21 protein-coding genes and 1 tRNA gene are annotated in these 22,978 nt (G+C 72.4%); 14 read left to right on the plus strand and 8 right to left on the minus strand.

Annotation, left to right across the window (positions count from 1 at the left end):
* Positions 1–24: 24 nt before the first annotated feature.
* The 3 genes from N4G63_RS07830 to acuR form a co-directional block, all read right to left on the minus strand.
* Complete coding sequence (locus N4G63_RS07830) at positions 25–627, minus strand: peroxidase-related enzyme (RefSeq protein WP_260787781.1); 603 nt, start codon at positions 625–627, stop codon at positions 25–27.
* A gap of 42 nt (positions 628–669) precedes the next feature.
* Positions 670–1,659 (minus strand): acrylyl-CoA reductase (NADPH), encoded by a 990-nt coding sequence (gene acuI / locus N4G63_RS07835; RefSeq protein WP_260787782.1) that lies wholly within the window; start codon positions 1,657–1,659, stop codon positions 670–672.
* 77 nt (positions 1,660–1,736) lie between these two features.
* Positions 1,737–2,408, minus strand: a complete 672-nt coding sequence (gene acuR, locus N4G63_RS07840; RefSeq protein WP_314599545.1) for an acrylate utilization transcriptional regulator AcuR — start codon at positions 2,406–2,408, stop codon at positions 1,737–1,739.
* Between the two features lie 368 nt (positions 2,409–2,776).
* Here acuR and N4G63_RS07845 point away from each other — a divergent pair, with 368 nt between their 5' ends.
* From N4G63_RS07845 to N4G63_RS07855, 3 genes are all read left to right on the plus strand, one after another.
* Positions 2,777–3,508 carry a biliverdin-producing heme oxygenase gene (locus N4G63_RS07845; protein WP_314599546.1) on the plus strand — a complete coding sequence of 244 codons (732 nt, stop codon included), beginning with the start codon at positions 2,777–2,779 and terminating at the stop codon, positions 3,506–3,508.
* Positions 3,505–5,784: an ATP-binding protein gene (locus tag N4G63_RS07850; protein WP_314599547.1), complete on the plus strand. Its 2,280-nt coding sequence runs from the start codon at positions 3,505–3,507 to the stop codon at positions 5,782–5,784. The genes N4G63_RS07845 and N4G63_RS07850 overlap by 4 nt, the downstream gene beginning before the upstream one ends.
* Before the next feature lie 306 nt (positions 5,785–6,090).
* Positions 6,091–6,585, plus strand: coding sequence for a bacteriohemerythrin (locus N4G63_RS07855; protein ID WP_260787786.1), 495 nt, complete (start codon positions 6,091–6,093; stop codon positions 6,583–6,585).
* A 112-nt stretch (positions 6,586–6,697) separates the two neighbouring features.
* Here N4G63_RS07855 and N4G63_RS07860 read toward each other — a convergent pair.
* From N4G63_RS07860 to N4G63_RS07875, 4 genes are all read right to left on the minus strand, one after another.
* Positions 6,698–6,774, minus strand: a tRNA-Pro gene (locus N4G63_RS07860).
* A gap of 55 nt (positions 6,775–6,829) precedes the next feature.
* A complete protein-coding gene (locus N4G63_RS07865) occupies positions 6,830–7,333 on the minus strand; it encodes a hypothetical protein (protein WP_260787787.1) in 504 nt (167 codons plus the stop codon).
* Positions 7,334–7,364: 31 nt separating this feature from the next.
* Positions 7,365–7,859, minus strand: a complete 495-nt coding sequence (gene rraA / locus N4G63_RS07870; RefSeq protein WP_260787788.1) for a ribonuclease E activity regulator RraA — start codon at positions 7,857–7,859, stop codon at positions 7,365–7,367.
* Complete coding sequence (locus tag N4G63_RS07875) at positions 7,837–8,325, minus strand: Lrp/AsnC family transcriptional regulator (protein ID WP_260787789.1); 489 nt, start codon at positions 8,323–8,325, stop codon at positions 7,837–7,839. The genes rraA and N4G63_RS07875 overlap by 23 nt, the downstream gene beginning before the upstream one ends.
* Positions 8,326–8,429: 104 nt before the next feature.
* Between N4G63_RS07875 and N4G63_RS07880 the strand changes: the two genes are divergently transcribed.
* The 5 genes from N4G63_RS07880 to N4G63_RS07900 all read left to right on the plus strand — a co-directional run bounded on the left by N4G63_RS07880 (position 8,430) and on the right by N4G63_RS07900 (position 14,762).
* Positions 8,430–9,323 carry an EamA family transporter gene (locus N4G63_RS07880; protein WP_260787790.1) on the plus strand — a complete coding sequence of 298 codons (894 nt, stop codon included), beginning with the start codon at positions 8,430–8,432 and terminating at the stop codon, positions 9,321–9,323.
* 240 nt (positions 9,324–9,563) lie between these two features.
* Complete coding sequence (locus N4G63_RS07885) at positions 9,564–9,992, plus strand: hypothetical protein (RefSeq protein ID WP_314599548.1); 429 nt, start codon at positions 9,564–9,566, stop codon at positions 9,990–9,992.
* 137 nt (positions 9,993–10,129) lie between these two features.
* Positions 10,130–10,897, plus strand: coding sequence for an oxygen-binding di-iron domain-containing protein (locus N4G63_RS07890; protein ID WP_314599549.1), 768 nt, complete (start codon positions 10,130–10,132; stop codon positions 10,895–10,897).
* 101 nt (positions 10,898–10,998) lie between these two features.
* Positions 10,999–13,602 carry an ABC transporter permease gene (locus N4G63_RS07895; RefSeq protein WP_314599550.1) on the plus strand — a complete coding sequence of 868 codons (2,604 nt, stop codon included), beginning with the start codon at positions 10,999–11,001 and terminating at the stop codon, positions 13,600–13,602.
* Complete coding sequence (locus N4G63_RS07900) at positions 13,602–14,762, plus strand: lipocalin-like domain-containing protein (protein ID WP_314599551.1); 1,161 nt, start codon at positions 13,602–13,604, stop codon at positions 14,760–14,762. The genes N4G63_RS07895 and N4G63_RS07900 overlap by 1 nt, the downstream gene beginning before the upstream one ends.
* Positions 14,763–14,787: 25 nt before the next feature.
* Here N4G63_RS07900 and N4G63_RS07905 read toward each other — a convergent pair whose 3' ends face one another.
* Positions 14,788–15,705, minus strand: coding sequence for a GGDEF domain-containing protein (locus tag N4G63_RS07905; RefSeq protein WP_260787794.1), 918 nt, complete (start codon positions 15,703–15,705; stop codon positions 14,788–14,790).
* A gap of 204 nt (positions 15,706–15,909) precedes the next feature.
* Here N4G63_RS07905 and N4G63_RS07910 point away from each other — a divergent pair, with 204 nt between their 5' ends.
* The 6 genes from N4G63_RS07910 to N4G63_RS07935 all read left to right on the plus strand — a co-directional run bounded on the left by N4G63_RS07910 (position 15,910) and on the right by N4G63_RS07935 (position 22,977).
* Complete coding sequence (locus N4G63_RS07910) at positions 15,910–18,114, plus strand: acetyl-CoA hydrolase/transferase C-terminal domain-containing protein (protein ID WP_314599552.1); 2,205 nt, start codon at positions 15,910–15,912, stop codon at positions 18,112–18,114.
* Positions 18,115–18,233: 119 nt separating this feature from the next.
* Positions 18,234–18,875, plus strand: a complete 642-nt coding sequence (locus N4G63_RS07915) for a hypothetical protein (RefSeq protein WP_314599553.1) — start codon at positions 18,234–18,236, stop codon at positions 18,873–18,875.
* Between the two features lie 176 nt (positions 18,876–19,051).
* Positions 19,052–20,923: an ABC transporter transmembrane domain-containing protein gene (locus tag N4G63_RS07920; protein ID WP_314599554.1), complete on the plus strand. Its 1,872-nt coding sequence runs from the start codon at positions 19,052–19,054 to the stop codon at positions 20,921–20,923.
* A 68-nt stretch (positions 20,924–20,991) separates the two neighbouring features.
* Positions 20,992–21,834 (plus strand): thymidylate synthase, encoded by an 843-nt coding sequence (locus N4G63_RS07925; protein ID WP_260787798.1) that lies wholly within the window; start codon positions 20,992–20,994, stop codon positions 21,832–21,834.
* Entirely contained in the window at positions 21,831–22,364 is a 534-nt protein-coding gene (locus N4G63_RS07930) for a dihydrofolate reductase (RefSeq protein ID WP_260787799.1), read from the plus strand. The genes N4G63_RS07925 and N4G63_RS07930 overlap by 4 nt, the downstream gene beginning before the upstream one ends.
* 37 nt (positions 22,365–22,401) lie before the next feature.
* The gene (locus N4G63_RS07935) at positions 22,402–22,977 is read left to right on the plus strand and encodes a DUF4337 domain-containing protein (protein ID WP_260787800.1); all 576 of its coding nucleotides are present in this window, start codon (positions 22,402–22,404) and stop codon (positions 22,975–22,977) included.
* Position 22,978: the final 1 nt, after the last annotated feature.

A 22,978-nucleotide genomic window follows, 5' to 3' on the forward strand; every position in this document is an offset into this window, starting at 1 on the left:
GGGCGCTGCCGGCCCCGGCCGGGCTCAGCGGCCCAGGGTGTAGAACTCGTCGTTGGGCCGCATGCTGGTCACGTTGGCCATGCGGTTCGACAGGCCGAAAAACGCCGCGATGCCGGCGATGTCCCACACATCGTCCATGTCGAAGCCATGGCCGCGCAAGCTGTCGAAATCGGCGTCGCCCACCGCATGGGCCTGGGTCGAGACCTTCATTGCGAAGTCGAGCATGGCCTTTTGCCGCGGCGTGATGTCGGCCTTGCGGTAGTTGACCGCCACCTGGTCGGCCAGCAGCGGGTTCTTGGCGCGGATGCGCAGGATCGCGCCATGCGCCACCACGCAGTACTGGCACTGGTTGGCATTGCTGGTGGCCACCACGATCATCTCGCGCTCGGCCTTGCTGAGCGCGCCCTTCTTGTCCATCAGCGCATCGTGGTACGCGAAGAACGCGCGAAACTCATCGGGCCGGTGCGCCAGCACCAGAAACACGTTGGGCACAAAGCCCGACTTCTCCTGCACCGCCAGGATGCGGGCGCGGATGTCCTCGGGCAGATCCTTCAGTTCGGGCACTGGAAAACGGCTGATCGGCAGGGCCTGGGTTGCGGGCGCCTGGCTGCTGGGCGGATGGCTCATGGCATCTCCTGAAGCGGTGGGTAAAACGATGGCAACGCGAATTCAGTGCTCACCACCGATGCGCACCACGACGCGGCCGCGCACCTGGCCGGCCAGCAGTTCGGGCGCCACGGTGATGGCCTGCTCGAGCGAGATCTCGCGCAGCAGGCTTTCCAGCAGCGCGGGGTCGAGGTCGTCGGCCAGGCGCTGCCAGGCCAGCAGGCGGTCGGCGGTGGGCACCATCACGCTGTCAACCCCGGCCAGCGTGACGCCGCGCAGGATGAAGGGCGCCACGCTGGCCGGCCAGGCCATGCCCGCAGCCAGGCCGCAGGCCGCCACGGTGCCGCGGTAGCGCATGGCCGCGCAGACGTTGGCCAGCACCTGGCCGCCCGCCACGTCCACCGCACCGGCCCAGCGCTCTTTCTCGAGCGGCTTGCCGGGCTGGGCGAACTCGGCGCGGTCGATGATCTGGCGCGCCCCCAGCCGGGTGAGAAAGTCGGCCTCCTGCACACGCCCGGTCACCGCCGCCACCTCGTAACCGCGCCGGGCCAGCAGGGCCACGGCCACGCTGCCCACGCCGCCGGCGGCGCCGGTCACCAGCACCGGGCCCTGCGCCGGCGTGAGCCCGTGGCGCTCGAGCGCCAGCACGCACAGGGCGGCGGTGTAGCCGGCCGTGCCGATGCCCATGGCCTGGCGCAGCGTGAACGGTGCCTGCAGCGGGATCAGCCAGCGCCCCGGCACGCGGGCGCGTTCGGCCAGGCCGCCCCAGTGCACCTCGCCCACGCCCCAGCCGTTGAGCACCACGCGGTCGCCCACTGCGTAGCGAGGGTCGGCCGAGCTTTCCACCGTGCCGGCAAAGTCGATGCCCGGCACCATCGGAAAGCGCCGCACCACCGGCGAGCGGCCGGTGATGGCCAGCGCATCCTTGTAGTTCAGCGTCGACCAGGCGACGCGCACGGTCACCTCGCCTTCGGGCAGCGCGGCATCGTCCAGCGCTGTCACGGCGGCCGTCTGCTGGCCCTCGTGGCGATCAATGAGCAGGCCTTGGAACATGCGGTTCTCCCTGTGCGTGAGTGGGTGGGTGGGTGAGTGGGTGCCTGACGGTGGCTTGGGCCCGGTTGGCCGCCGGCTCAGCGCGGCGCGGCAAGCAGCGCAAAAAATCCGGCGGCGTAGTCGTCCAGCGGGTCGGCGGCCTGCTGCAGCTTGGCGCGCAGCACGGCGCCTTCCCAGCCGATCCAGAAGAAGCGGGCCAGTGCCGGTGCATCGTGCTGCGGCCCGATGTCGCCGCCTGCCTGGGCCTCGGCCAGGCAGGCGGTGCGCTGCTGCCAGTCGACGAACACCTGCTCAAGCTGGGCGCGAAACGATTCGGGCAGCGTGCCCATCTCCTGGCCCAGGTTGCCCACCAGGCAGCCGCGGCGAAAGCCGTGGCGCGCCATGCCGGCCTTGGCATCGTCGACAAACAGGCGCAGCCGGGCCAGCGGCGAGACGCGCGTATCGAGCAGGCAGCGGTCAAGCTTGCGCGCAAAGTACGCGGCATAAGCCTCGATCAGCGCCTGGCCAAAGGCTTCCTTGCTGCTGAAGTAGTAATAGAACGACCCCTTGGGCACCTGCGCCGCGCGCAGCAGCTCGTCGATGCCCACTGCCGAGTAGCCCTTCTCGGTCAGCACCGCCACGCCGCTGCGCAGCAGCTGCGCACGGGTGTCCAGCCCGCCCGGGGTGCCCGGGTTGCGGGGCGGGCGACCGCGCCGCCGGGGCAGGCCCGGTTCGGCGGCAGGGGTCGGTTTGAGGGGCTGCTGTGGCATGGCTCGGGTGTGCTGCCGGCCGATTGTGCACAGAATTTAGACCGATCGTCTATTAAATCCATTCCGCCAGCCTGGCCGCGCTGGCCATCCCCTTGCCTGCCGCAGGTGCCCGCTGCGCTGGCCAGCGCACGCGGCCTTGTCCTACAGCGCGCCAGCGCCCGGGCTGATCGCCCCGGCCGGCCGCGGCCGGCAGCATGGCCTGGCCAGCCGCGCGAGCCCGCCGGCGGCAGATCACAAACCAATCGTGAGGGAGCTGCGATGACGGTTTTGCGCTCGGCATGGCCGATGAACCCGAGGCGCCGCGCTGCAGGCGCTGCAGCCGATGCAGTCGCGGCTGTCGGCCAGACCGCCCGGACGGGCCGGTGCGCGTGAGCGCGGCCTGCCCTCGCCACCCGGCCAAGGCCGAGGCCCACGCCGCCGCCACGCTGGCGCCAGCCGCGCCGCCCTCGCTGCACGCCGCGCTGCGCCAGGGCACGCGCCACAGCCATGCACGCATCGAGGCCGCGCTGGCGCTGGACCGCCTGGGCACCGATCCGCACGCCGTGGCCCGCTACGGCCGGGTGCTGCAGGCGCTGGCGCTGTTTCACGGCCACTGGCAGCCGCAGGTGCGCGCGGCCCTGCCCGCGGCCTGGCGCGGCTGGCTCGACGACGCGCCGCGCCAGCGCTGGCTGGCCGATGACCTGGCCGCGCTGGGCCTGGACTGGCCCGACGCGCACACGGGCGATGCACGTTATGAGCTGGGCCTGGTCGACGCGCTCGAGGCCCTGGCCTCGCTGTACGTGGTGGAAGGTTCGGCCCTCGGCGGCCAGGTGATCGTGCGCAGCCTGGGCCGCCAGGCGCCGGCGCTGCAGGGCCGCGCCTGCCGCTACTTCAGCGGCCACGGCACGCTCACCGGCGCACGCTGGCAGGCCTTTGGCGAGCTGATGGCCACCGCCGGCCCGGCGCTCGCCGCCACGCCCGCCGCGCAGGCGCGTGCGGTGCGCGCGGCCGATGCCACGTTCTGGGCCCTGCTGCAGGCCGCGCAGGACCAGCAGGCCACGGTGCAGGCCGGGCCCGGCCTGTCTACCGGCGCGGCAGGCCCGTGGGGCGGCAGCCGGTGAGCGCGCCGCCGGTCACCCTGGACAACTGCGCCGACGAGCCGATCCATGTGCCCGGCGCCATCCAGCCGCATGGCGCACTGCTGGCGCTGGCCGGCGAGCACCTGGTGGCCTGGAGTGCCAATGCCGCCGAGCGCCTGGGCTGCCGCTGCCAGGCCGGCCTGGCCCTGCCGGCGCTGGGCCTGCCCGCGGCCGTGCTGCAGACCTGCCGCACGCTGATGGACGAGGCGCTGCAGCAGGACGGCCTGGCCAGCGCCGCCGCCGTGCAGTTGCAGGGCCGGGTTCACGACCTGGTGGTGCACCGCCACGAGGGCCGCACCCTGCTCGAGTTTGAACAGCGCGCGAGCGCCGACGACGACGTGGCCGCGTTTGCGCTGATGGCCCACCGCGCGATCGAGCGCCTGAAGAAGGCGCCCAGCCTCGACGCACTGCTGCAGCGCGCGGCCGACGCGGTGCGCCAGCTCACCGGCTTCGACCGCGTGATGAGCTACCGCTTCCGCCACGACCAGAGCGGCGACGTGGTGGCCGAGGCCCTGGCGCCGGGCCTGCAGCCCTACCTGGGGCGGCGCTATCCGGCCAGCGACATCCCGGCGCAGGCGCGGCGTCTGTACATCCTGAACAGCCTGCGCCTGATCAGTGACGTGGGCTACCAGCCGGTGCCGCTGCTGGGCCGGCCCGGCGACGCGCCGCTCGACCTCACCCACGCCGTGCTGCGCAGCGTGTCGCCGATCCATGTGGAGTACCTGCAGAACATGGGCGTGGGCGCGTCGATGAGCGTGTCCATCGTCGTGCAGGGCGCGCTGTGGGGCATGCTGGCCTGCCACCACATGACACCGCGCCAGGTGCCCTACTCGGTGCGCATGTCCTGCGACGTGCTGGCGCAGGTGGTGTCGTCGGCGGTGCAGACCTTTCAGTCGCGCGAGCTGGCCCGGCGCCAGTCGCAGGGTGCGGCCCTGGTTTCGGCGCTGGGGCTCGAGGCCAACCACAGCGACGACCTGGTGGCCGCGCTGGCCGCCCATTCGCCCGATCTGCTGCAGGTGTTCGGGGCCGACGCCGCGGTGCTGGCCCAGGGCCGGCGCCTGCGCGTGGTGGGCACACTGCCGGCGGCACTGGCCGAGGCCGCGCTGAACGCCCTGCCCGCCCGCGACAACGGCCTGCTCGCGCTCGACGACCGCGCCGACTGGCCGCCCGCGCTGCAGCCCCTGCTGCCGGGCTGGGCCGGCCTGCTGCTGCTCACCGCCGACGCCCATACCCGCTCGCGCGTGCTGCTGCTGCGCCGCGAGCAGGTGCACACCGTGCGCTGGGGCGGCGTGCCCGACAAGCCGGTGACGATCGGCCCGCGCGGGCCGCGGCTGACGCCGCGCGGCTCGTTCGACGAGTGGCGCCAAACCGTGCGCGGCCGCAGCCTGCCGTGGGACGCCACCAGCCTGCAGACCGCGCGCGAGCTGCTCACCGAACTGCAGCGCGCCAGCCTGTCGCAGCAGGCCGAGACCGAGGTGGCGCGCCTGAACCTGCTGGCCATGCTGGGCCACGACCTGCGCGACCCGCTGCAGGCCATCCACATGGTGGCCGGCCTGCTCAAGCAGGACGACCAGGTGCCGCGCCTGGCCCACCGGCTCGAGGCTTCCAGCCGCCGCATGCAGCGCCTGATCTCGCAGGTGCTCGACTTCAGCCGCGCCGAGGCCGGCCTGCAGCTGGCCAGCAGCTTCGAACCGGTGGACCTGCGCAGCCTGCTGGACGACCTGGTGGAAGAGTCGCGCCTGGGCCATCCCGAGGTGCCGGTGGTGCTGCAACTGCCCGGCGCCGAGACAATCGCCACCCCCGCCCCATCCAACCCATCCAACCCATCCAACCCATCCAACCCATCCAAGCCATCCAACCCATCCGGCCCGACCGGCGCCTTGCCGGCGCCCGGCCCGGCGGCGGCGGCCCTGGTGACGGGCGATGCCAGCCGCCTGGCCCAGCTGCTGGGCAATCTGCTGGCCAATGCCCGGCACCATGGCCAGCCGGGCACGCCGGTGCGGCTGACGCTGCAACCGCAGCCCGGGCAATGGCAGCTCAGCGTGTGCAACCACGGCGAGCCCATCGACGCCGCCACCGCCGCCACGCTGTTCCAGCCGCTGCGCCGCGGGCCGGCCGGCAGCTCGCGCAACCGCGACGGCCTGGGCCTGGGCCTGTTCATCGCCGCGCGCATCGCCACCGAGCATGGCGCCACGCTGGGCTACAGCCACGAGGCTGGGCAGGTGGTGTTCACGCTGCGCCTGCCGGCCTGCGACTGATCGCCGGCACTTGATCGCCGGCACTTGATCGCCTGCACTTGATCGCCTGCACCGGGCCGGGCCGGGCCGCCTGGCCGCGTGTTGACCCGCCCGCCCAGCGCGCCCGCATCCGCCAAACAACGGACGATTTAACGGATTGCCGCAGCGGCCAGACCAGGCGCCGCGGCAACACGGTCGCACGGCGCCCGGATGCCGACAATCGAGCCGGCAAGGAACGCAGGCGCCAATGTCTGGCAGCGCGGCCCTTGCGGCCGGCGATCACGGGTCGGCGGTCGTGCGCCACAGCGCCCGAGGAGTTGCAACGCCGTGACGACCAGTTTGCGCGCCCCACGCCACGCCATGGTGGTCTGGACCGATGAGCATGCGCTCGGTCTGGACGAACTCGATGCCCAGCATCGCCTGTTGTTCGACCTGACCAACGACCTGTGGCACCACCTGGTGCGCCGCAGCGCCCGCACCGAGGTGCTGGCCACGCTGACGGCGCTGGAGCGTTATGCGCTGTCGCATTTTTCGGCCGAAGAGACCTTCATGCGCGTGACCTGCTATCCGCACATCGACGCGCACACCGCCGAGCACGCCGAGTTCATCGAGCGGGTGTCACGCGAAAAAACCGCGGTGATGCAGGGCCATGCGCTGGGTTTCGACCTGCTGAGCTACCTGAAGAACTGGCTCACCGAGCACATCCTACGCGCCGACAAGGATTTCGCCCACCTGGCCCGCGCCTGCCACCCCGAACTGGCCCTGCCCGCAGATACCGCCGGCGCACCGGGCTTCTGGCGGCGCCTGCGCGCGCGCTGGTGATGCCGGTGCCGGGCCGCACGCGATCCATGCGCAGCGGCAGGCACCACGCGGCCGCCAGGCCCCAAACGAAACGGGCCGCGTCAGCTGACGCGGCCCGTGTTCGATGATGACTTGGTCGGGGCGATAGGATTCGAACCTACGACCCTCTGCTCCCAAAGCAGATGCGCTACCAGACTGCGCTACACCCCGAAGCTGCGCATTCTAGCCGGCCGGGCTGCGGCCACCCGGCCTGCCCGTGCGGGGCTCAGAGCTGGATCACCTCCGGCGCCGGCAGCATCAGCTGCCGCGACACCGCCTCGCACTGGCGGATGTGCTGCTCGCACACATAGTTCAGCGCCGAGTAGGTGAGCGCGGCCGAGACCAGCTGCCCGGCCACCGGCACCACCTTGGCCGCCTGCTGGGTGGTCAGGCGCACGCCCACGGTCTTGAGCAGCAGCAGCACCACCTCGCGCGTCACCACCTTGCCCAGCACCAGGCCGCCGGCGCTGGACAAGGCCTTGTAGACCACCAGCTTGCGCTGCGGCGACAGGCGCTCCACCTGCTCGCGGCTGAGGCCGAAGGCGGCGCTGATCTCGGGCAGCAGCTTGACCAGCACGCCCACATCGGTGACCCAGTCGATGCCCGGCAGCGGCACCATGGCCACGCCGGCCGCCATCAAGGCCCGCTGGCGCACGCGCTGGCGGCAGCGACGCGCCACGCGGGCCAGCGCGTCGGAACTGGCGGGAAACGGATCGGTGGCGGGCTTCATGCGCTGTCGGAGCCGCGCCGCGGGTGGAAGTTCAGGCCGGCGCCCGGTCGAGCAGCACGATGCCGTCGGCGTCGGCCACCAGCCAGTCGCCGGGGCGCACCGCAACGCCCTGCACAAGAACCGGCACATCCACCTGGCCGGCCTGCCGGCGCTCGGTGGGCAGGGGCATCAGCGCCAGCGCGCGGATGCCCAGATCCGTGGCCGCCAGCTCGGCCACGTCGCGCACGCAACCGTCCACCACCACGCCGGCCCAGCCGTTGCGCGCGGCAGCCGCGGCGATGTTGCCGCCCACCAGGGCCCGGCGCAGCGAGCCGCCGCCGTCCACCACCAGCACGGCGCCGTGGCCGGGGCCTTCGAGCAGGGCCTTGACCGAGCTGTTGTCCTCGAAACACTTCACCGTGCGCACCGGGCCGGCAAAGGCGCTGCGCCCGCCATAGGCCGCAAACACCGGCGGCAGCACGCGAAAGGCACCGCTGGTATCGCCCTTGTGGGCATCGCACAGGTCACAGGTGGGCACCACCAACATCGTCAGGCTCCACGGCAGGGGATGCGGGCATCATAGGCCGGGCGGCCAGCGGCGCCTTGAGGATGATCGCGGTGGCGGTGTCGCTCAGCGCGCAAAAGCGCGAGACCACGGCGTCGAGGTGCGGCACGTCAACCACCGCAATCTCCAGCACCCAGCTGTGCTCGCCGGTCACGTTGTAGGCGTGCACCACCTCGGGCGTGGCCTGCAGCAGGCGCAGCATGGCGGCGTAGTCGCTGCGGCCCACACGCACCACGGCGCGAATGCCGTAGCCCAGCGCCGCCAGGTTGATCTGCGCCCGGTAGCCGCTGATCACGCCGGCCGACTCGAGCTTGCGCACCCGCTCGGTGACCGCCGGCTGCGACAGGTGAACCCGGCGGCCCAGCTCGGCCATCGACAGGCGCGCGTCGGTCTGCAGTTCGGCCAGGATGCGGCGGTCGTAGGTGTCAAAGCTGTGGGCTTCTGGCATGTTCAAGGCCGGCAATCAAAACAATCTTGATTTTCATGGCCAATGCGGCCCATGACCATCAGTTGCTGATGGAAATCACCACCCGGCCTTCTTAACATTGCTGCATGTCGAGCGCTGCCCTGCCCCGCCCCACGCCCTTGTTCACGCCACTGGTGCTGGCCTGCCTGGCGGCCACCTGGCTGGTCTGGGGCTCGACCTACCTGGCCATCAAGGTGGCGCTCACCGGCCTGCCGCCGTTCTGGCAGATGGGCAGCCGCTTTCTGGTGGCCGGCGCGCTGCTGATGGCCTGGGTGCGCTGGCGCGGCACGCCCTGGCCCACGCGGCGCGAGTGGGCGCATGCCGCCATCGTGGGCACGCTGATGCTGGGCGCCGGCATGGGCGGCACGGCGGTGGCCGAGCAAAGCGTGGCCTCGGGCCTGGTGGTGGCCTACATCGCGGTGTCGCCGCTGATGGCGGCGCTGCTCAACCTCGGTTTCGGTGTGCGGCCGCGCGCGGCCGAATGGGCCGGCATCGGCCTGGGCCTGGCCGGTGTGCTGCTGCTGGTGCAGGGGGCGGGCTTTGCGGCCTCGCCGGCCGGCCTGGCCGCCCAGACCATCGCCTGCGCCGGCTGGGTGCTGGGCAGCGTGCTCAGCCAGCGCAAGCTGCCGCTGGCCCCCGGCGCCGCCGGCTTTGCCAGCGAGATGCTGTGCGGCGGCCTGGTGCTGATGCTGATCTCGCTGGGCGTGGGCGAGCAGGTGCAACTGGGCCAGGTGTCGGCGGCGGCCTGGGGCGCCTGGCTGTACCTGGTGGTGGCCGGCTCGCTGCTGGCCTTCAATGCCTACATGCTGCTGCTGGCGCGCGTGCCCACCGGCCTGGCCACCAGCTATGCCTTCGTCAACCCGATCATTGCGCTGCTGCTGGGCGTGGGCCTGGCCGGCGAGCAGGTCAGCGGCGCCGAATGGGCCGCGGCGGGGGTGATACTGGGCGGCGTGGCCATGCTGCTGTGGGCGCGGCGCTGACCGGCCAGGCGCCACAGGGCCTGGCGCCGCGCACGGCGTGACGGGCGGCGCAACGGCCGTCTTGATGGCCGTTGTGGCGCCCGGTGTGAACCTGTGGCGCGCCAGACGCTCCAAGCGGGCTGCTGCCAGCGCCGGCATCGACCGGCCATCGCCCCAACCGCCAGGATCCGACGCTGTGGCGTCTGCCCCCGGCGGCCTCGAGACCCCTTTTGGCGGTCGGCCCCGCCGGCCCGTTCTACCATGTGGATTGCCCTGAACTGGACCCTCACCACCCTGGCCATCGCCTGCTGGTCGGCCCTGTGCCTGGCACTGCAGGCGGTGGCCCGCCTGCTGGGCAGCGCCAGCGGCCGGCCCAGCGACTGGCTGCAGGCGCTCGAGCGCTGGCAGTTCCCGGCCTGGCTGGCCGACTGGCTGCCGATGGCCGCGATCACCGCGCTCAAGAGCTGGCTCACCGACTGGCTGTCGGGCATCGGCCCCTGGCTCGACATCGCCGCCGCGGCCTGGCCGGCGCTGCTGAGCGACTGGCTGGCGCCGCTGCTGTGGCTGCTGTGGGGCGTGGGCACGGTCAGCCTGCTCGGCCTGGGCCTGGTGGGCCATGTGCTGGTGCGGGCGCTGGGCGCCCCGCGCGGGCCCGCGGCAACCGTGCAGGCCCGGTCGCAGGGCGCCTGATCGCGGCCACCCGCAGCGGCGTGCCCGAGGCCGCGCAGACGCGCTGATTGCGCTGCATCAAGCCCAGGCCATCCAGGCCCTGCCGGGCCCCCGAACCGGGGCGCAAAAGGTGTGCACAAGTGCATACTCGCCGGCCCATGCCGACCACGCTCTACGACCACGACGGGCACCAGTGCCTGATGTTCACCGACCTGTGCGACCGCGGCGGTGAGGCGGTGCAGGCCAACCAGTTTCTGGTGATCGACGGCGACACCGGCGCCATCATCGACCCGGGTGGCAACCTGGCCTACAACGACCTGTACCTGGGCATGACGCGGCACTTTCAGCCGCAGGCCCTGTCGGCCATCATCGCCTCGCACGCCGACCCCGACATCATCGCCTCGCTCGACCGCTGGACCACCGCCACCCAGGCGCCGATCTACATCTCCACCGTGTGGGAGCGCTTCGTGCCCCACTTCTGCAAGCCCGGCAAGACGCTCGACCGCATCATCGGCATCCCCGACCCGGGCATGCGCATCCGCATCGGCCGCAGCGATCTGCTGGCGCTGCCGGCGCATTTTCTGCACGCCGAGGGCAACTTCCAGTTCTGGGACCCGGTGTCGAAGATTCTGTTCTCGGGCGACCTGGGCGTGTCGATGCTGCCCGGCAAGCTGGCCGGCCAGCCGGTCACCAGCCTGGCCAAGGTCTACCCCTCGATGGAGCGCTTTCACCAGCGCTACATGGTCAGCAACAAGGTGTTGCGGCTGTGGGCCGACATGGTGTCCACCCTGCCCATCGAGATGATCGTGCCGCAGCATGGCGCCCCGCTGGCCGGCGCCGCCGTGGGCGAGTTCATCGCCTGGGTGCGCGACTTGCCCTGCGGCATCGACCTGATGGGCCCGGCGAACTACCGCGTTCCGGCCTGAAAGATGCCGGGGCACCCGGCGCCGCGAGTACGCGGCACCACCCGCCGGGCGGGTTGGCGGCCCGCTGGGGCACCCGGCGCCGCCCGTAACATGCACGGGCGATGTGGCGCCACCTGTTTGCCCTGATCCGCGCCGAGTGGCGCCACCACCCCTGGCGCCATGCCGTGGCGCTGCTGGCGGTGGCGCTGGGCGTGGCGCTGGCCAGTTCGGTGCAGCTGATCAACGCCTCGGCGCTGGCCGAGTTCTCGCAGGCGGTGCGCGCCGCCAACGGTCAGCCCGATGCGGTGCTGGCCGCGCGCACTCGCGAGGGCTTTGACGACGCGCTCTACGCCCGCCTGGCGCTCGACGAATCGGTGGCCCTGGCCAGCCCGGTGCTCGAACTCGATGCCGCGACGCGGCGCACGCCCGATGCCGCGCCGATCACGCTCAGGCTGCTGGGGCTTGATCCGGTGAAGGCGGTCAGCATCGCGCCGGCGCTGCTGCCCCGACCGGCCGAAACCAGCGCCGACGGGTCGAAAAGCGCCCGTGCCGCAGCGCCGGGCGAGGCCCCCGGCAACGACAACGCCGACGAACCCGCCCAGGCGCGCGCCCTGACCCCCGCCGCCGATGCGCTGTACCTCAACCCCGCCGCCGCGCAGGCGCTGGGCGTGTCCCCGGGCGCCACGCTGTGGCTGGCCACGGCCCAGGGCTGGCAGCCCTTTCGCTTTGCCGGGCGGGTGACGGCCGGCGGCGCGGCGCTGGCGGTGCTGGACATCGCCGCCGCGCAATCGCGCTTCGGCCGTGCCGGCCGGCTCAGCCGCATCGATGTGCGCCTGGTGGCCGGCGTGGCGCCCGGGCCCTGGCAGCAGGCCGTGGCGGCGGCGCAGGCCTTGCCGGCCGGTGTCACCTGGGCCCAGGCCGACGACGCGGTGCAACGTGTCTCGAACCTCTCGCGCGCCTACCGCGTGAACCTGGGCGTGCTGGCGCTGGTGGCGCTGCTGGTGGGCGGCTTTCTGGTGTATTCGGTGGTGTCCTTGTCGGTGGCCCAGCGCACACCGCAGTTTGCGCTGCTGGGCGTGCTGGGCCTGGCCGCGCGCGACCGGCGCGCGCTGGTGCTGGCCGAAAGCGCCGCCATCGGCCTGGCCGGCAGCCTGCTGGGCCTGGCCGCCGGCATCGGCCTGGCGGCGCTGGCGCTGCGCCTGCTGGGCGGCGATCTGGGCGGTGGCTACTTTCCAGGCGTCACGCCGGCCCTGGCCTGGCCGGTGCCCGAGCTGTGCGCCTGCTTCACGCTGGGCATCGCCGCGGCCCTGGCCGGGGCCTGGTGGCCGGCACGCCAGGCCGAGGCGTTGGCGCCGGCCGTGGCGCTCAAGGGCCTGGGGGCCGGCGCGCCGCGCCCGGCGCGCGCCGCGCCGGCGCTGCTGCTGCTAGGCCTGGGCGGCGCACTGGCGCTGGCGCCACCGGTCGGCGGCCTGCCGCTGGCCGCCTACGCCGCGGTGGCGGCGCTGCTGGCCGGCGGCGTGGTGGCCGTGCCGTGGGTGGTGCAGCAATTGCTGGCCCGGCCGCCGCGCTGGCTGACCGGCCAGGGCGCGGTGCCCTTGCTGGCCTGGCGCCGCGCGCACTTTGCGCGCCAGACGGCCGGCGCCACCGTGGCCGGCGTGGTGGCCAGCCTGGCGCTGTCGGTGGCCATCACGGTGATGGTGGCCAGCTTTCGCGACGCGGTGACCGATTGGCTCGACAGCGTGCTGCCGGCCGATCTGTACCTGCGCGCCCAGGCCGGTGGCGAACGCGCGGTGCTGCCGCCCGCCCTGGTGGCCGCCGCGGCGCGCGTGCCGGGCGTGCTGCGCGTGCAGGCCGGCCGCCAGGTGCCGCTGCTGATCTCGCCCGCCCAGCCTGCGGTGGCGCTGGTGGCGCGCCCGCTGGGCGACGACCCGGCACGCGCCCTGCCGCTGGTGGGCCAGAGCGTGCCGGCCGCGCCCGGCGCGCTGGCGGTGTGGGTCAGCGAGCCGGCGGCCGCGCTACACGGCTGGCAGCCGGGCCAGCGCATCGTGCTGCCGCTGGCCGCCGGGCCGGCCACAGTGCAGGTGCGGGGCATCTGGCGCGACTACGCGCGCCAGTTCGGCGCCATTGCCATCGACCTGGCCGACTACCAGCGCCTGAGCGGCGACCGCGCCATCGGCGATCTGGCACTGTGGCTGGCCCCTGGCACCGCACCGGCCACGGTGCAGGCCGCACTGCAGGCCGCCGCCGGGCCCGAGCTGCCATTGGAGATGATCGGCACGCAGGAGCTGCGGCGCGTGTCGCTGGCCATCTTCGACCGCAGCTTCGCGGTCACCGTGTACCTGCAGGCCGCGGCCATCGGCGTGGGCCTGATCGGCGTGGCGGCCAGCCTGTCGGCGCAAGTGCTGGCGCGGCGCAAGGAGTTCGGCCTGCTCACCCACCTGGGGCTCACCCGGCGCCAGATGCTGGCCCTGGTGGCTGCTGAAACCGGCGCCTGGCTGCTGGCCGGCGTGGTGGTGGGTCTGGTGCTGGGCCTGGCCATGGCCGCGGTGCTGGTGCACGTGGTCAACCCGCAGAGCTTTCACTGGACCATGCCGCTGCAGGTGCCCGCCGCACGCCTGGCCGCGCTGGCCACCGCGGTGCTGGCCGCCGGCGGCCTGACCGCCTTGCTGGCCGCACGCCGCGCCGCCGGCCGCGATGCAGTGCTGGCCGTCAAGGAGGACTGGTGATGCACCCATCGCGGCGGCGCTGGCTGGGCCTGGGCGCCTGGGCGGGCCTGGGTGGCCTGGGGGCCGTGGCCCCGAGGCCGGCCACGGCCGGACCCGACGGCCCCGATGACGACCGCATCCAGCCCGGCCGCCCGCTGCGCTTTGCGCGCGACCACGGCGCCCACCCCGGGGCGCGCACCGAGTGGTGGTACGCCACCGGCTGGCTGGGCCCGGCGGCCGCGCCGCGGCTGGGTTTCCAGCTCACCTTCTTTCGCAGCCGGCCGGCCGCGGCCGACGCGGCATCGGCCGGGCTGCAGGGCCGCTTCGCGCCGCGGCAGTGGCTGTTTGCCCATGCGGCGATCACCGATCTGGCCGCCGGCCGCCACCGCCATGCCCAGCGCCTGAGCCGCTGGTCGGGCGACGAGGCGCTGCCCGAGGCCCATGCCCGGCGCGCCGACACCGCGCTGGTGCTGGGCCCCTGGCGCCTGCAGCGTCAGCCCCTGCCCGACGGTGGCAGCCACTACCTGGCGCGCCTGGCCGCGCCCGAGGCCGGCTTCACGCTGGCGCTGCAGCTGCGCAGCACCCAACCGCTGCTGCTGCAGGGCGACGCCGGCTTCTCGCGCAAGGGCCCGCTGCCCAGCCAGGCCAGCCACTACTACAGCCAGCCGCAGCTGGCGGTGCAGGCCGAGCTGCAGCTGGATGGCCAGCGCCTGGCACTGCCCGGCACCGGCTGGCTCGACCACGAGTGGAGCGACGAGCTGCTGGCCCCCGGCGCCACCGGCTGGGACTGGATCGGCATCAACCTGCTCGACGGCGGCGCGCTCACGGCCTTTCAGCTGCGCGACTCGGCGCAGCGCGCGCTGTGGGCCGGCGGCAGCCACCGTGCGGCCGGTGGCGGGCCGGTGCGCAGCTTTGCGCCCCAAGAGCTGCGCTTCGAGCCGCTGCAGGAGTGGACCAGCCCGCAGACCGGTGCGCGCTACCCGGTGCGCTGGCGCGTGCACACGCCGCTGGGCACGCACGAGCTGCGCGCACTGCTCGACGCGCAGGAGCTCGACAGCCGCGGCAGCACCGGCGCCATCTACTGGGAAGGCCTGGCCGAGCTGCTGGACCAGCGCCAGCGCCGCGTGGGCCTGGGCTATCTGGAGATGACCGGGCGCAGCGCGCCGCTGAAGCTGGGCTGAAGCCGGGCCGCAGCCCGGTGGCCGCTCAGCCCGGGCTGGCCGGGCGTTGCGCGCCCAGCGGCTGGCCGTTGGCGGCACCGCGCCGCGGCGGGATGGGCGCCGCACGCACGCAGTTGCGGCCGGCGCTCTTGGCCTCGCGCAGCGCATTGCCGGCTTCGGCAATCACCTCGTCCAGCGAGGCATGGTTGGCGCCGATGCCGGCCACGCCCACGCTCACCGAGGCTTTCACGGTGCGGGTGTTCCAGCTCAGGCGGAAGGCCAGCACCCGCTCGCGGATGCGCTCGGCCACATCGAGCGCGCCGATGGGGTCGGTGTGCGGCAGGTAGACCACCAGCACGCCACCGCCAAACCGCGCCAGCAGGTCGTACTGGCGCAGCGTGACCGTGACCTGGCGGGTGATCTCGACCAGCACCGCGTCGCCGCAGGCCTGGCCGTATTGCTCGTTGATGGCCTTGAAGTGGTCAACATCGACCATCAGCAGCGCCGCGTCCTCGTTCAGCCGGCGCAGACGCGACCATTCACGGTCGGCCGCCGCCACGAAGTGCTGCTGCGTGTAGGCCCCGGTGAGCGCATCGCGCACCGGGCGCTGCGCAGCGGAACCGCCGGTGGGCGGCTCGGCGTGCAAAGGCAGCACCTTGGCGCTTTCGGTGGCCGGGCTGGCCGCCACCGCCTGGCGCGCCATGCGCGGCAGGCGTGGCATGGCCGGCAGGCTGGGCACCCGGGCCCACAAGGCCAGCGGCACGGTCACGGCCGTCACCGCGGCACCCACCAGGGCGCCCAGCAGGGCCGGCCCGGCGCCGGTGGCCTGCTGCAGGCTGTGCGCCAGGCCGTAGCCCAGCAATCCACCCGCGCCGACGGCCGCCGCCACCACCCCGGCATGGCGCAGCAGGCGGCCGGAATCGGTGCCCGCGGAAGGCGTGTTGACACTGGATTCGGAGGACATGTTGCGCTGCAGTATGAGGTGCATCTGATTCCAGCACAAAAACCCGCCGGGGTGCTTGGAGATCTCCCCGGTGATCGCCCGCCAAACGTGAGATTTGGCGTTGCGCCCATGCCGCCTGCCGGCCGCAGAGCGGCTTGCTTGACATCAATCCGCAGCGCATCGGCGGGCGCCACACTGCTGTCACAAAACCACAGGAGACAAGCCATGAACAGGCCTCGCGTGATCGATTCCATCGACGCCACGGTGGACGCCGTGCTGGACGCCGTGCCGGGTGACATCGTGCTGGGCATTCCGCTGGCCATCGGCAAGCCCAATCCGTGGGTGAACGCGCTGTACCGGCGCATCAAGGCCAACCCCAGCCGGCGGCTGACCATCATCACCGCGCTGTCGCTGGAGCGGCCGGTGGGCAAGAGCGAGCTGGAGCGGCACTTTCTCGAGCCCCTGGTCGAGCGCGTGTTCACCGACTATCCCGACCTCGAGTATGTGAAGGACCTGCGCGGCCCCGGCCTGCCGCCCCACATCGAGGTGCGCGAGTTCTTCATGAAGACCGGCGATTACCTGGGCAACAGCCCGGCGCAGCAGAACTTCATTTCCACCAACTACACCTTCGTGGCGCGCGACATGCTGGTGCAGGGCATGAACGTGATCGCCCAGGCGGTGGGCGAGCAGCATGAGGCCGGCCAGTGGCGCCTGTCGGTGGCCAGCAATCCCGACATCGTGTTCGAGGTGGTCGAGAAGTACGCCGCCGCCGGCCTGCCGCTGCTGAAGGTGGGCGTGGTCAACCGCCAGATGCCCTTCATGCCCAACGGCGCCCAGGTGACGCCCGACTTCTTCGACATCGTGTGCACCGATGCCGCCGGCACCCACCAGCTGTTCGGCCCGCCCAACGGCCGCGTGAGCAGTGCCGACTACGCCATCGGCCTGCATGCCAGCAGCCTGGTGGCCGATGGCGGCACGCTGCAGATCGGCATCGGCTCGCTGGGCGACGCCATCGCCCAGGCGCTGATCGTGCGCGACCGCCATGGCGCCGAGTACCGCCGCATCCTGGAGAGCCTGACGCCTGATGGCCTCGGCGACAACCAACCGCCCCGCAGCGCCGAGTCGCCGTCGGGGGGCGTTGCGTCGGCGCCAGCGGGGCCGGCGATCCGGCGCGAGCTGGGGCGGTTCGACCGGGGCCTTTACGGCTGCTCGGAGATGTTCGTCAACGGCTTTCTGAAGCTGATCGAGGCCGGCATCATCCGCCGCGAGGTGTTTGCCGACACCACGCTGCAGCAGCTGCTCAACAGCGGCGCCATCGCGGATGAAACCGTCACGCCGCAGACCCTGCGCGCGCTGCTGGAGGCCGGCCGCATCCACAGCCCGCTGCGCCAGGCGGATGTCGACTTTCTGGCCCGCTTCGGCATCTTCAAGCCCGGCGTCACGCTCGACGGCGACTACCTGATGCTCGACGGCCTGCCGCTGCCCAATGACCTGCGCGGCCAGGCGCAGTTCGACGCGGTGTGCAAGATCCTGCTGGGCACGCGCCTGGCGGGCGGCATCGTGATGACCGGCGGCTTCTTTCTGGGGCCCAACGACTTCTACGAGCGCCTGCGCAGCATGCCGCCGCACGAGCTGGCCAAGGTGGACATGACGCGCATCGACTTCATCAACCAGCTCTACGGCCGCACGCCGGGCGACAGCGAGTTGAAGCGCGCCCAGCGCAGCCAGGCGCGTTTCATGAACACCACGATGATGGTCACGCTGCTGGGCGCGGCCGCGTCCGACGGGCTGGAAAGCGGCCAGGTGGTCTCGGGCGTGGGCGGGCAGTACAACTTCGTGGCCATGGCCCATGCGCTGCCCGATGCACGCTCGATCCTGATGCTGCGCGCCACGCACAGCCACAAGGATGGCGTCAAGAGCAGCATTCTCTGGAACTACGGCCACACCACCATCCCGCGCCACCTGCGCGACATCGTCATCACCGAGTACGGCGTGGCCGATCTGCGCGGCCAGGCCGACAGCGAGGTGGTCAAGCGCCTGATCGCCATCGCCGATTCGCGCTTCCAGCCCGGCCTGATCAGCGAGGCCAAGGCCCACGGCAAGCTCGATGCCGGCTACGAGCTGCCGGCGCGCTACCGCGAGAACCTGCCCGAGGCGCTGGAAGCCCGGCTGCAGCCCTGGGCCGACGCCAGGCTGCTGCCGCCGTTTCCGTTCGGCACCGATCTCACGCCCGACGAGCTGCGCATGGTGGGCGCGCTGAAGAAGCTGGCCCATGCCGCCCAGCACCCGGTGGAACTGGTGCAGCTGGCCGTGAAGAGCCTGATCGAGGGCAAGGAGGCGCCGCAGGCCTACCTCGAGCGCCTGGGCCTGGCCGACGCGCACAGCTTCAAGGACATGTTCATCCGCAAGCTGTTCGCCGGCAATCTGTAGCGGCTGACCGGGCCTGAATCCGCCGCGGCTGGCGGCCGATAAACAGGCAGGCCACCGCTGTTGTGCGGTGGCCGGGTTGCCGTACCCCCTGCCCTGTTGCCTCCTTGCCAAACCCGACCATGCCAGCCCACCCTCCGGCGCCTGCCCCGCGCGCCACACCACAGCCCTGGTCCCTGCTGCTGGGCCGCCAGCCGCTGATCCGCCGCCAGGTGCGCGGCGTGCTGCTGGCCAGCGGCCTGTACCTGCTGTATGGCGCGATCACCCTGGCGCAAGCCGCGCTGGGCCTGATGCCCTGGCCGCTGGCCTGGGCGCTGCTGGCCGGCTCGCTGGCGCTGAATGCGGTGTTCTACGTGGCGGTGCGCAGCGCCGCGGTGGCACACGGCAGCGATCCGGGCCTGGCCCGCACCCAGCTCACCGTGGGCCTGGGCTGCCTGTGCGTGGGCTATGCCGCCGCCGGACCGGCCGGCAGCGCCACGCTGCTGGTGATGGTGAGCCACATCGCCTACGCCGCGTTCACGATGACGCCGCGCCAGGTGTGGCGCCTGGTGGCCGGCTGCCTGGCCGGCCTGCTGCTCACCATGCTGGCCTGCCACCTGGCCTGGCCGGCGCGCTTTCCGGTGGCGCTGCAGGCCTCGGCGCTGATGTTCGCGCTGCTGGCCGTGCCGCTGATCGCGCTGCTGTCGCAACAGGTGGCGCAGATGCGCCTGACGCTTGAGCGCCAGCGCATCGCGCTGCAGGCGGCCCACGCGCAGCGCGCGTGAATGCTGAGGACGCGCAGCGCGCGTGAATGCTGAAGACGCGCAGCGCGCGTGAACGCTGAGGACGCGCCGCGCGCGTAGTCGCCGAGGACGCGCCCCCCGCACGCGCGGCGCGCGGCCGCCGCCGCCCCCCACCCAGCAGCGGCGTGGGGCAGGGCCGGGCCCCTACACTGCCGCGCATGTCGTCGCCCCCCGTTTCCGCCACCGTGCAGGCCGCTGCGCCCGCCGTGCCGGGCGCCAGCAGCAGCGCTGCCGCCCCCCGCCCCGCCGCCCCGGATGCCGCGGCCAAGCCACCTGTGCGCTCGCTGTCGGGCCTGCTGCCCTTTTTGCGCCCCTACCGCGGGCGCATCGCGCTGGCGCTGCTGTTTCTGGTGGGCGCGGCGGCCAGCACGCTGGCCTTTCCGATCGCGCTGAAGTCGCTGATCGACCAGGGCATCGTGGCCGCCGATCCCGGCGCCCGCGTGATGGCGTTGCGCGAGCACTTCGTGGCGCTGTTTGCCGTAGGTGCGGCGCTGGGCGCGTTCTCGGCGCTGCGCTTTTACGCCGTGACCTGGCTGGGCGAACGCGTCACAGCCGATCTGCGCTCGGCCGTTTACGCCCATGTGGTGACCCAAAGCCCCGAGTTCTTCGAGACCACCGCCTCGGGCGAGGTGCTCAGCCGCCTGACCACCGACACCACCCTGGTGCAGACGGTGGTCGGCTCCAGCCTCAGCATGGGCCTGCGCAACACGGTGATGGGCCTGGGCGCGATGGGCATGCTGATCTTCACCAACCCGACCGTGATGCTGCCGGTGCTGGGCATGCTGGTGCTGGTGGTGCTGCCCAGCCTGGCCTTCGGCCGCCGGGTGCGCAAGCTCAGCCGCGCCAGCCAGGACCGCGTGGCCGATTCGAGCGCCATTGCCGCCGAGGTGCTGAGCGCCATTCCGGTGGTGCAAAGCCATCGGCAGGAAGCACGCGAGGCGCAGCGCTTTGGCGAGGCCACCGAGCGCGCCTTCGACACCGCGCGCCGGCGCACCCTGGTGCGCGCGGCGCTGGTCGCCTTCATCATCACCGCCACCTTTGCCGCGCTGCTGTGGGGCCTGTACCAGGGCACGCAGGCGGTGGTGGCCGGTCGCATCAGCGCCGGGCACCTGGGGCAGACGGTGGTGTTCGTGATCATCCTGGTCAGCAGCGTGGCCGTGCTCAGCGAGGTGTACGGCGACCTGCTGCGCGCCGCCGGCGCCACCGAGCGGCTGATGGAGCTGCTTTCGGCGCGCTCGCCGGTGGCGCAGGCCGCGCGGCCGGTGGCGCTGCCTGCGGTGCAAGGCGGCTCGGCGGTGCGCTTCGAGGGCGTGGGCTTCCACTACCCCTCGCGGCCCGGCACGCCGGCGCTCAGCGAGGTGGCACTCGACATCCGCCCCGGCGAGACCGTGGCCCTGGTGGGCCCCAGCGGCGCCGGCAAGAGCACCATGCTGCAGCTGCTGCTGCGCTTTTACGATGTGCAGGCCGGCCGTGTGACGGTGGACGGCGTGGACGTGCGCCAGGCCGCGCTGGCCGACCTGCGCGGGCGCATCGGCATCGTGCCGCAAGACTCGACCATCTTCTCGACCAGTGCGCTCGAGAACATCCGCTACGGCCGCCCCGAGGCCAGCGAGGCCGAGGTCATCGCCGCGGCCAAGGCGGCGTTTGCGCACGACTTCATCAGCGCCCTGCCCGAGGGCTACGCCACCTTTCTGGGCGAGCGCGGCGTGCGCCTTTCCGGCGGCCAGCGCCAGCGCATCAGCATTGCCCGCGCCATGCTCAAGAACCCGCCGCTGCTGCTGCTCGACGAGGCCACCAGCGCACTCGACGCCGAAAGCGAGCGCATGGTGCAGGCCGCGCTCGAGACCGCCATGGCCGACCGCACCACCCTGGTCATCGCCCACCGCCTGGCCACGGTGCAGAAGGCCGACCGCATCGTGGTGATGGACGGCGGGCGCATCGTCGAGCAGGGCCGCCATGACGAACTGGTGGCGCGCGGCGGGCTCTACGCCCGCTTGGCGGCCATGCAGTTCGGGCTGGAAGCCGGCTGATCGGGCGCGGCGCCGGCCGGTGGCGCCGGCTTCGGGATAATCCGGCGCTTCTCCCGATCGCCCTGCCCATGACCCGCCCCGTCCGCTCCCAGTACGAAAATTTCATGCGCCATGTGTTCGAGCAGGGCGTGGCCAAGGGCGACCGCACCGGCACCGGCACACGCAGCGTGTTCGGCCACCAGATGCGCTTCGACCTGAACGAAGGCTTTCCGCTGGTGACCACCAAGAAGGTGTTCCTGAAGGCGGTGATCGTCGAGCTGCTGTGGTTTCTGCGCGGCGACAGCAACGTCAAGTGGCTGCAGGAGCGCGGCTGCACCATCTGGGACGAATGGGCACGCGAGGACGGCAGCCTGGGCCCGGTGTACGGCGTGCAGTGGCGCAGCTGGCCCACGCCGCTGCCCGATGGTTCGGTCGGCCACATCGACCAGATCAGCCAGGTGGTGCAGCAGCTCAAGAGCAACCCCGACAGCCGCCGCATCATCGTCAGCGCCTGGAACGTGGCCGAGCTCGACCAGATGGCCCTGATGCCCTGCCACGCGTTCTTCCAGTTCTACGTGGCGCCGGCCACCACGCCGGGCGGGCGCGGCCGCCTGAGCTGCCAGCTGTACCAGCGCAGCGCCGACATCTTTCTCGGCGTGCCCTTCAACATCGCCAGCTACGCGCTGCTGACCCACATGCTGGCCCAGCAATGCGAGCTGGACGTGGGCGACTTCATCTGGACCGGCGGCGACTGCCACATCTACGACAACCATGTCGAGCAGGTGCGCACCCAGCTCGAGCGCACGCCCTATCCGTATCCGCTGCTGACGCTCAGGCGCCGGCCGGCCTCGATCTTCGACTACGCGTACGAGGACTTCGAGGTCACCGAGTACCAGCACCACCCGGCGATCAAGGCGCCGGTGGCGGTATGAGCGCGCTTGAGGTTCCGCTGGCCCTGATCGCCTCGGTCGATCGCCAAGGCAGCATCGGCCGCGGCAATGAGCTGGTGTGGGACGAGCCGGCCGACAAGCGCTGGTTCCGCCAGGTCACGATGGGCTGCCCGGTGATCATGGGCCGCAAGACCTGGGACAGCCTGCCCGAGCGCTTTCGGCCGCTGCCGGGGCGCCTGAACGTGGTGCTCACGCGCCAGGCCGGGTGGCTGGCCGCGGGGGCCCAGGTGGCGCGCGACCTGACCGAGGCGCTGGCGCTGGCCCGCCGGCAACAGCCCGACGCACGCCGCGTGTTTGTGATCGGCGGCGGCCAGCTGTTTGCCGAGGCCCTGCCGCTGGCCGACGAACTGGTGCTCACCGAGATCGATGCCGACCTGCCCGGCGACACGCACTTTCCCGACTGGCCGCGCCAGGCCTTCACCGAGGTGCAGCGCCTGCCACAGCACACGGCTGCCAGCCAGGGCCAGGCGCCCCTGGCCTTTGCCTTCGTGACCTACCAGCGCCAGCGCTGAGATCAGCGCCATCGCGCGCCCACAGGAGCCCACCCCCATGTCCGGACACGGTTTTCACGTCCACGGCCCGCATGACCATGAGCTGGAGCACGCCGCCCAGCACGACCCCGAGGGCATGGCCGGCCAGCTGGCCGTGATCACCGCCATCCTGGCCACGGTGGGCGCGCTGTTCTCGTACATGGGCGGCGCCACCCAGGCCCACGCCGGCCTGTACAAGAACAACGCGGCCATCAAGAAGACCGAGGCCTCGAACCAGTGGAACTACTACCAGGCCAAGAGCGGCAAGCAGAACCTGGCCGAACTGGCCGTGGCCCTGGTGCCCGAGGATCGCCGGGCCAGGTACCTGGACGAAATCGAGCGCTACAAGAAGGAAAAGGCCGAGATCAAGGCCGGCGCCGAGAAGCTCGAGGCCGAGGCGCTGGCGTGGGACCGGCAAAGCGACGCGCAGATGCACCAGCACCACCGCTGGGCCCAGGCCACCACGGCGCTGCAGATCTCGATCGCCATGGCCGCCATCGCCCTGCTGACCAAGCGCCGCTGGCTGGAGTGGGGCACGATCGGCGTGGGCGCCCTGGGGGTGGCCGTGGGCGTCGCCGCCTGGTTCCACCTCTGAT

Origin of the sequence: Aquabacterium sp. OR-4, from assembly GCF_025290835.2 — a bacterium.
In the GTDB taxonomy this organism is placed as follows: domain Bacteria; phylum Pseudomonadota; class Gammaproteobacteria; order Burkholderiales; family Burkholderiaceae_C; genus Pseudaquabacterium.

What these genes read in the sequence shown, in the direction of transcription:
- N4G63_RS07830 (WP_260787781.1), bottom strand. Translation starts at nt 627, where the DNA reads ATGAGCCATCCGCCCAGCAGCCAGGCGCCCGCAACCCAGGCCCTGCCG.
- acuI (WP_260787782.1), bottom strand. Translation starts at nt 1,659, where the DNA reads ATGTTCCAAGGCCTGCTCATTGATCGCCACGAGGGCCAGCAGACGGCC.
- acuR (WP_314599545.1), bottom strand. Translation starts at nt 2,408, where the DNA reads ATGCCACAGCAGCCCCTCAAACCGACCCCTGCCGCCGAACCGGGCCTG.
- N4G63_RS07865 (WP_260787787.1), bottom strand. Translation starts at nt 7,333, where the DNA reads ATGAAGCCCGCCACCGATCCGTTTCCCGCCAGTTCCGACGCGCTGGCC.
- rraA (WP_260787788.1), bottom strand. Translation starts at nt 7,859, where the DNA reads ATGTTGGTGGTGCCCACCTGTGACCTGTGCGATGCCCACAAGGGCGAT.
- N4G63_RS07875 (WP_260787789.1), bottom strand. Translation starts at nt 8,325, where the DNA reads ATGCCAGAAGCCCACAGCTTTGACACCTACGACCGCCGCATCCTGGCC.
- N4G63_RS07880 (WP_260787790.1), top strand. Translation starts at nt 8,430, where the DNA reads ATGTCGAGCGCTGCCCTGCCCCGCCCCACGCCCTTGTTCACGCCACTG.
- N4G63_RS07885 (WP_314599548.1), top strand. Translation starts at nt 9,564, where the DNA reads ATGTGGATTGCCCTGAACTGGACCCTCACCACCCTGGCCATCGCCTGC.
- N4G63_RS07890 (WP_314599549.1), top strand. Translation starts at nt 10,130, where the DNA reads ATGCCGACCACGCTCTACGACCACGACGGGCACCAGTGCCTGATGTTC.
- N4G63_RS07895 (WP_314599550.1), top strand. Translation starts at nt 10,999, where the DNA reads ATGTGGCGCCACCTGTTTGCCCTGATCCGCGCCGAGTGGCGCCACCAC.
- N4G63_RS07900 (WP_314599551.1), top strand. Translation starts at nt 13,602, where the DNA reads ATGCACCCATCGCGGCGGCGCTGGCTGGGCCTGGGCGCCTGGGCGGGC.
- N4G63_RS07905 (WP_260787794.1), bottom strand. Translation starts at nt 15,705, where the DNA reads ATGTCCTCCGAATCCAGTGTCAACACGCCTTCCGCGGGCACCGATTCC.
- N4G63_RS07910 (WP_314599552.1), top strand. Translation starts at nt 15,910, where the DNA reads ATGAACAGGCCTCGCGTGATCGATTCCATCGACGCCACGGTGGACGCC.
- N4G63_RS07915 (WP_314599553.1), top strand. Translation starts at nt 18,234, where the DNA reads ATGCCAGCCCACCCTCCGGCGCCTGCCCCGCGCGCCACACCACAGCCC.
- N4G63_RS07920 (WP_314599554.1), top strand. Translation starts at nt 19,052, where the DNA reads ATGTCGTCGCCCCCCGTTTCCGCCACCGTGCAGGCCGCTGCGCCCGCC.
- N4G63_RS07925 (WP_260787798.1), top strand. Translation starts at nt 20,992, where the DNA reads ATGACCCGCCCCGTCCGCTCCCAGTACGAAAATTTCATGCGCCATGTG.
- N4G63_RS07930 (WP_260787799.1), top strand. Translation starts at nt 21,831, where the DNA reads ATGAGCGCGCTTGAGGTTCCGCTGGCCCTGATCGCCTCGGTCGATCGC.
- N4G63_RS07935 (WP_260787800.1), top strand. Translation starts at nt 22,402, where the DNA reads ATGTCCGGACACGGTTTTCACGTCCACGGCCCGCATGACCATGAGCTG.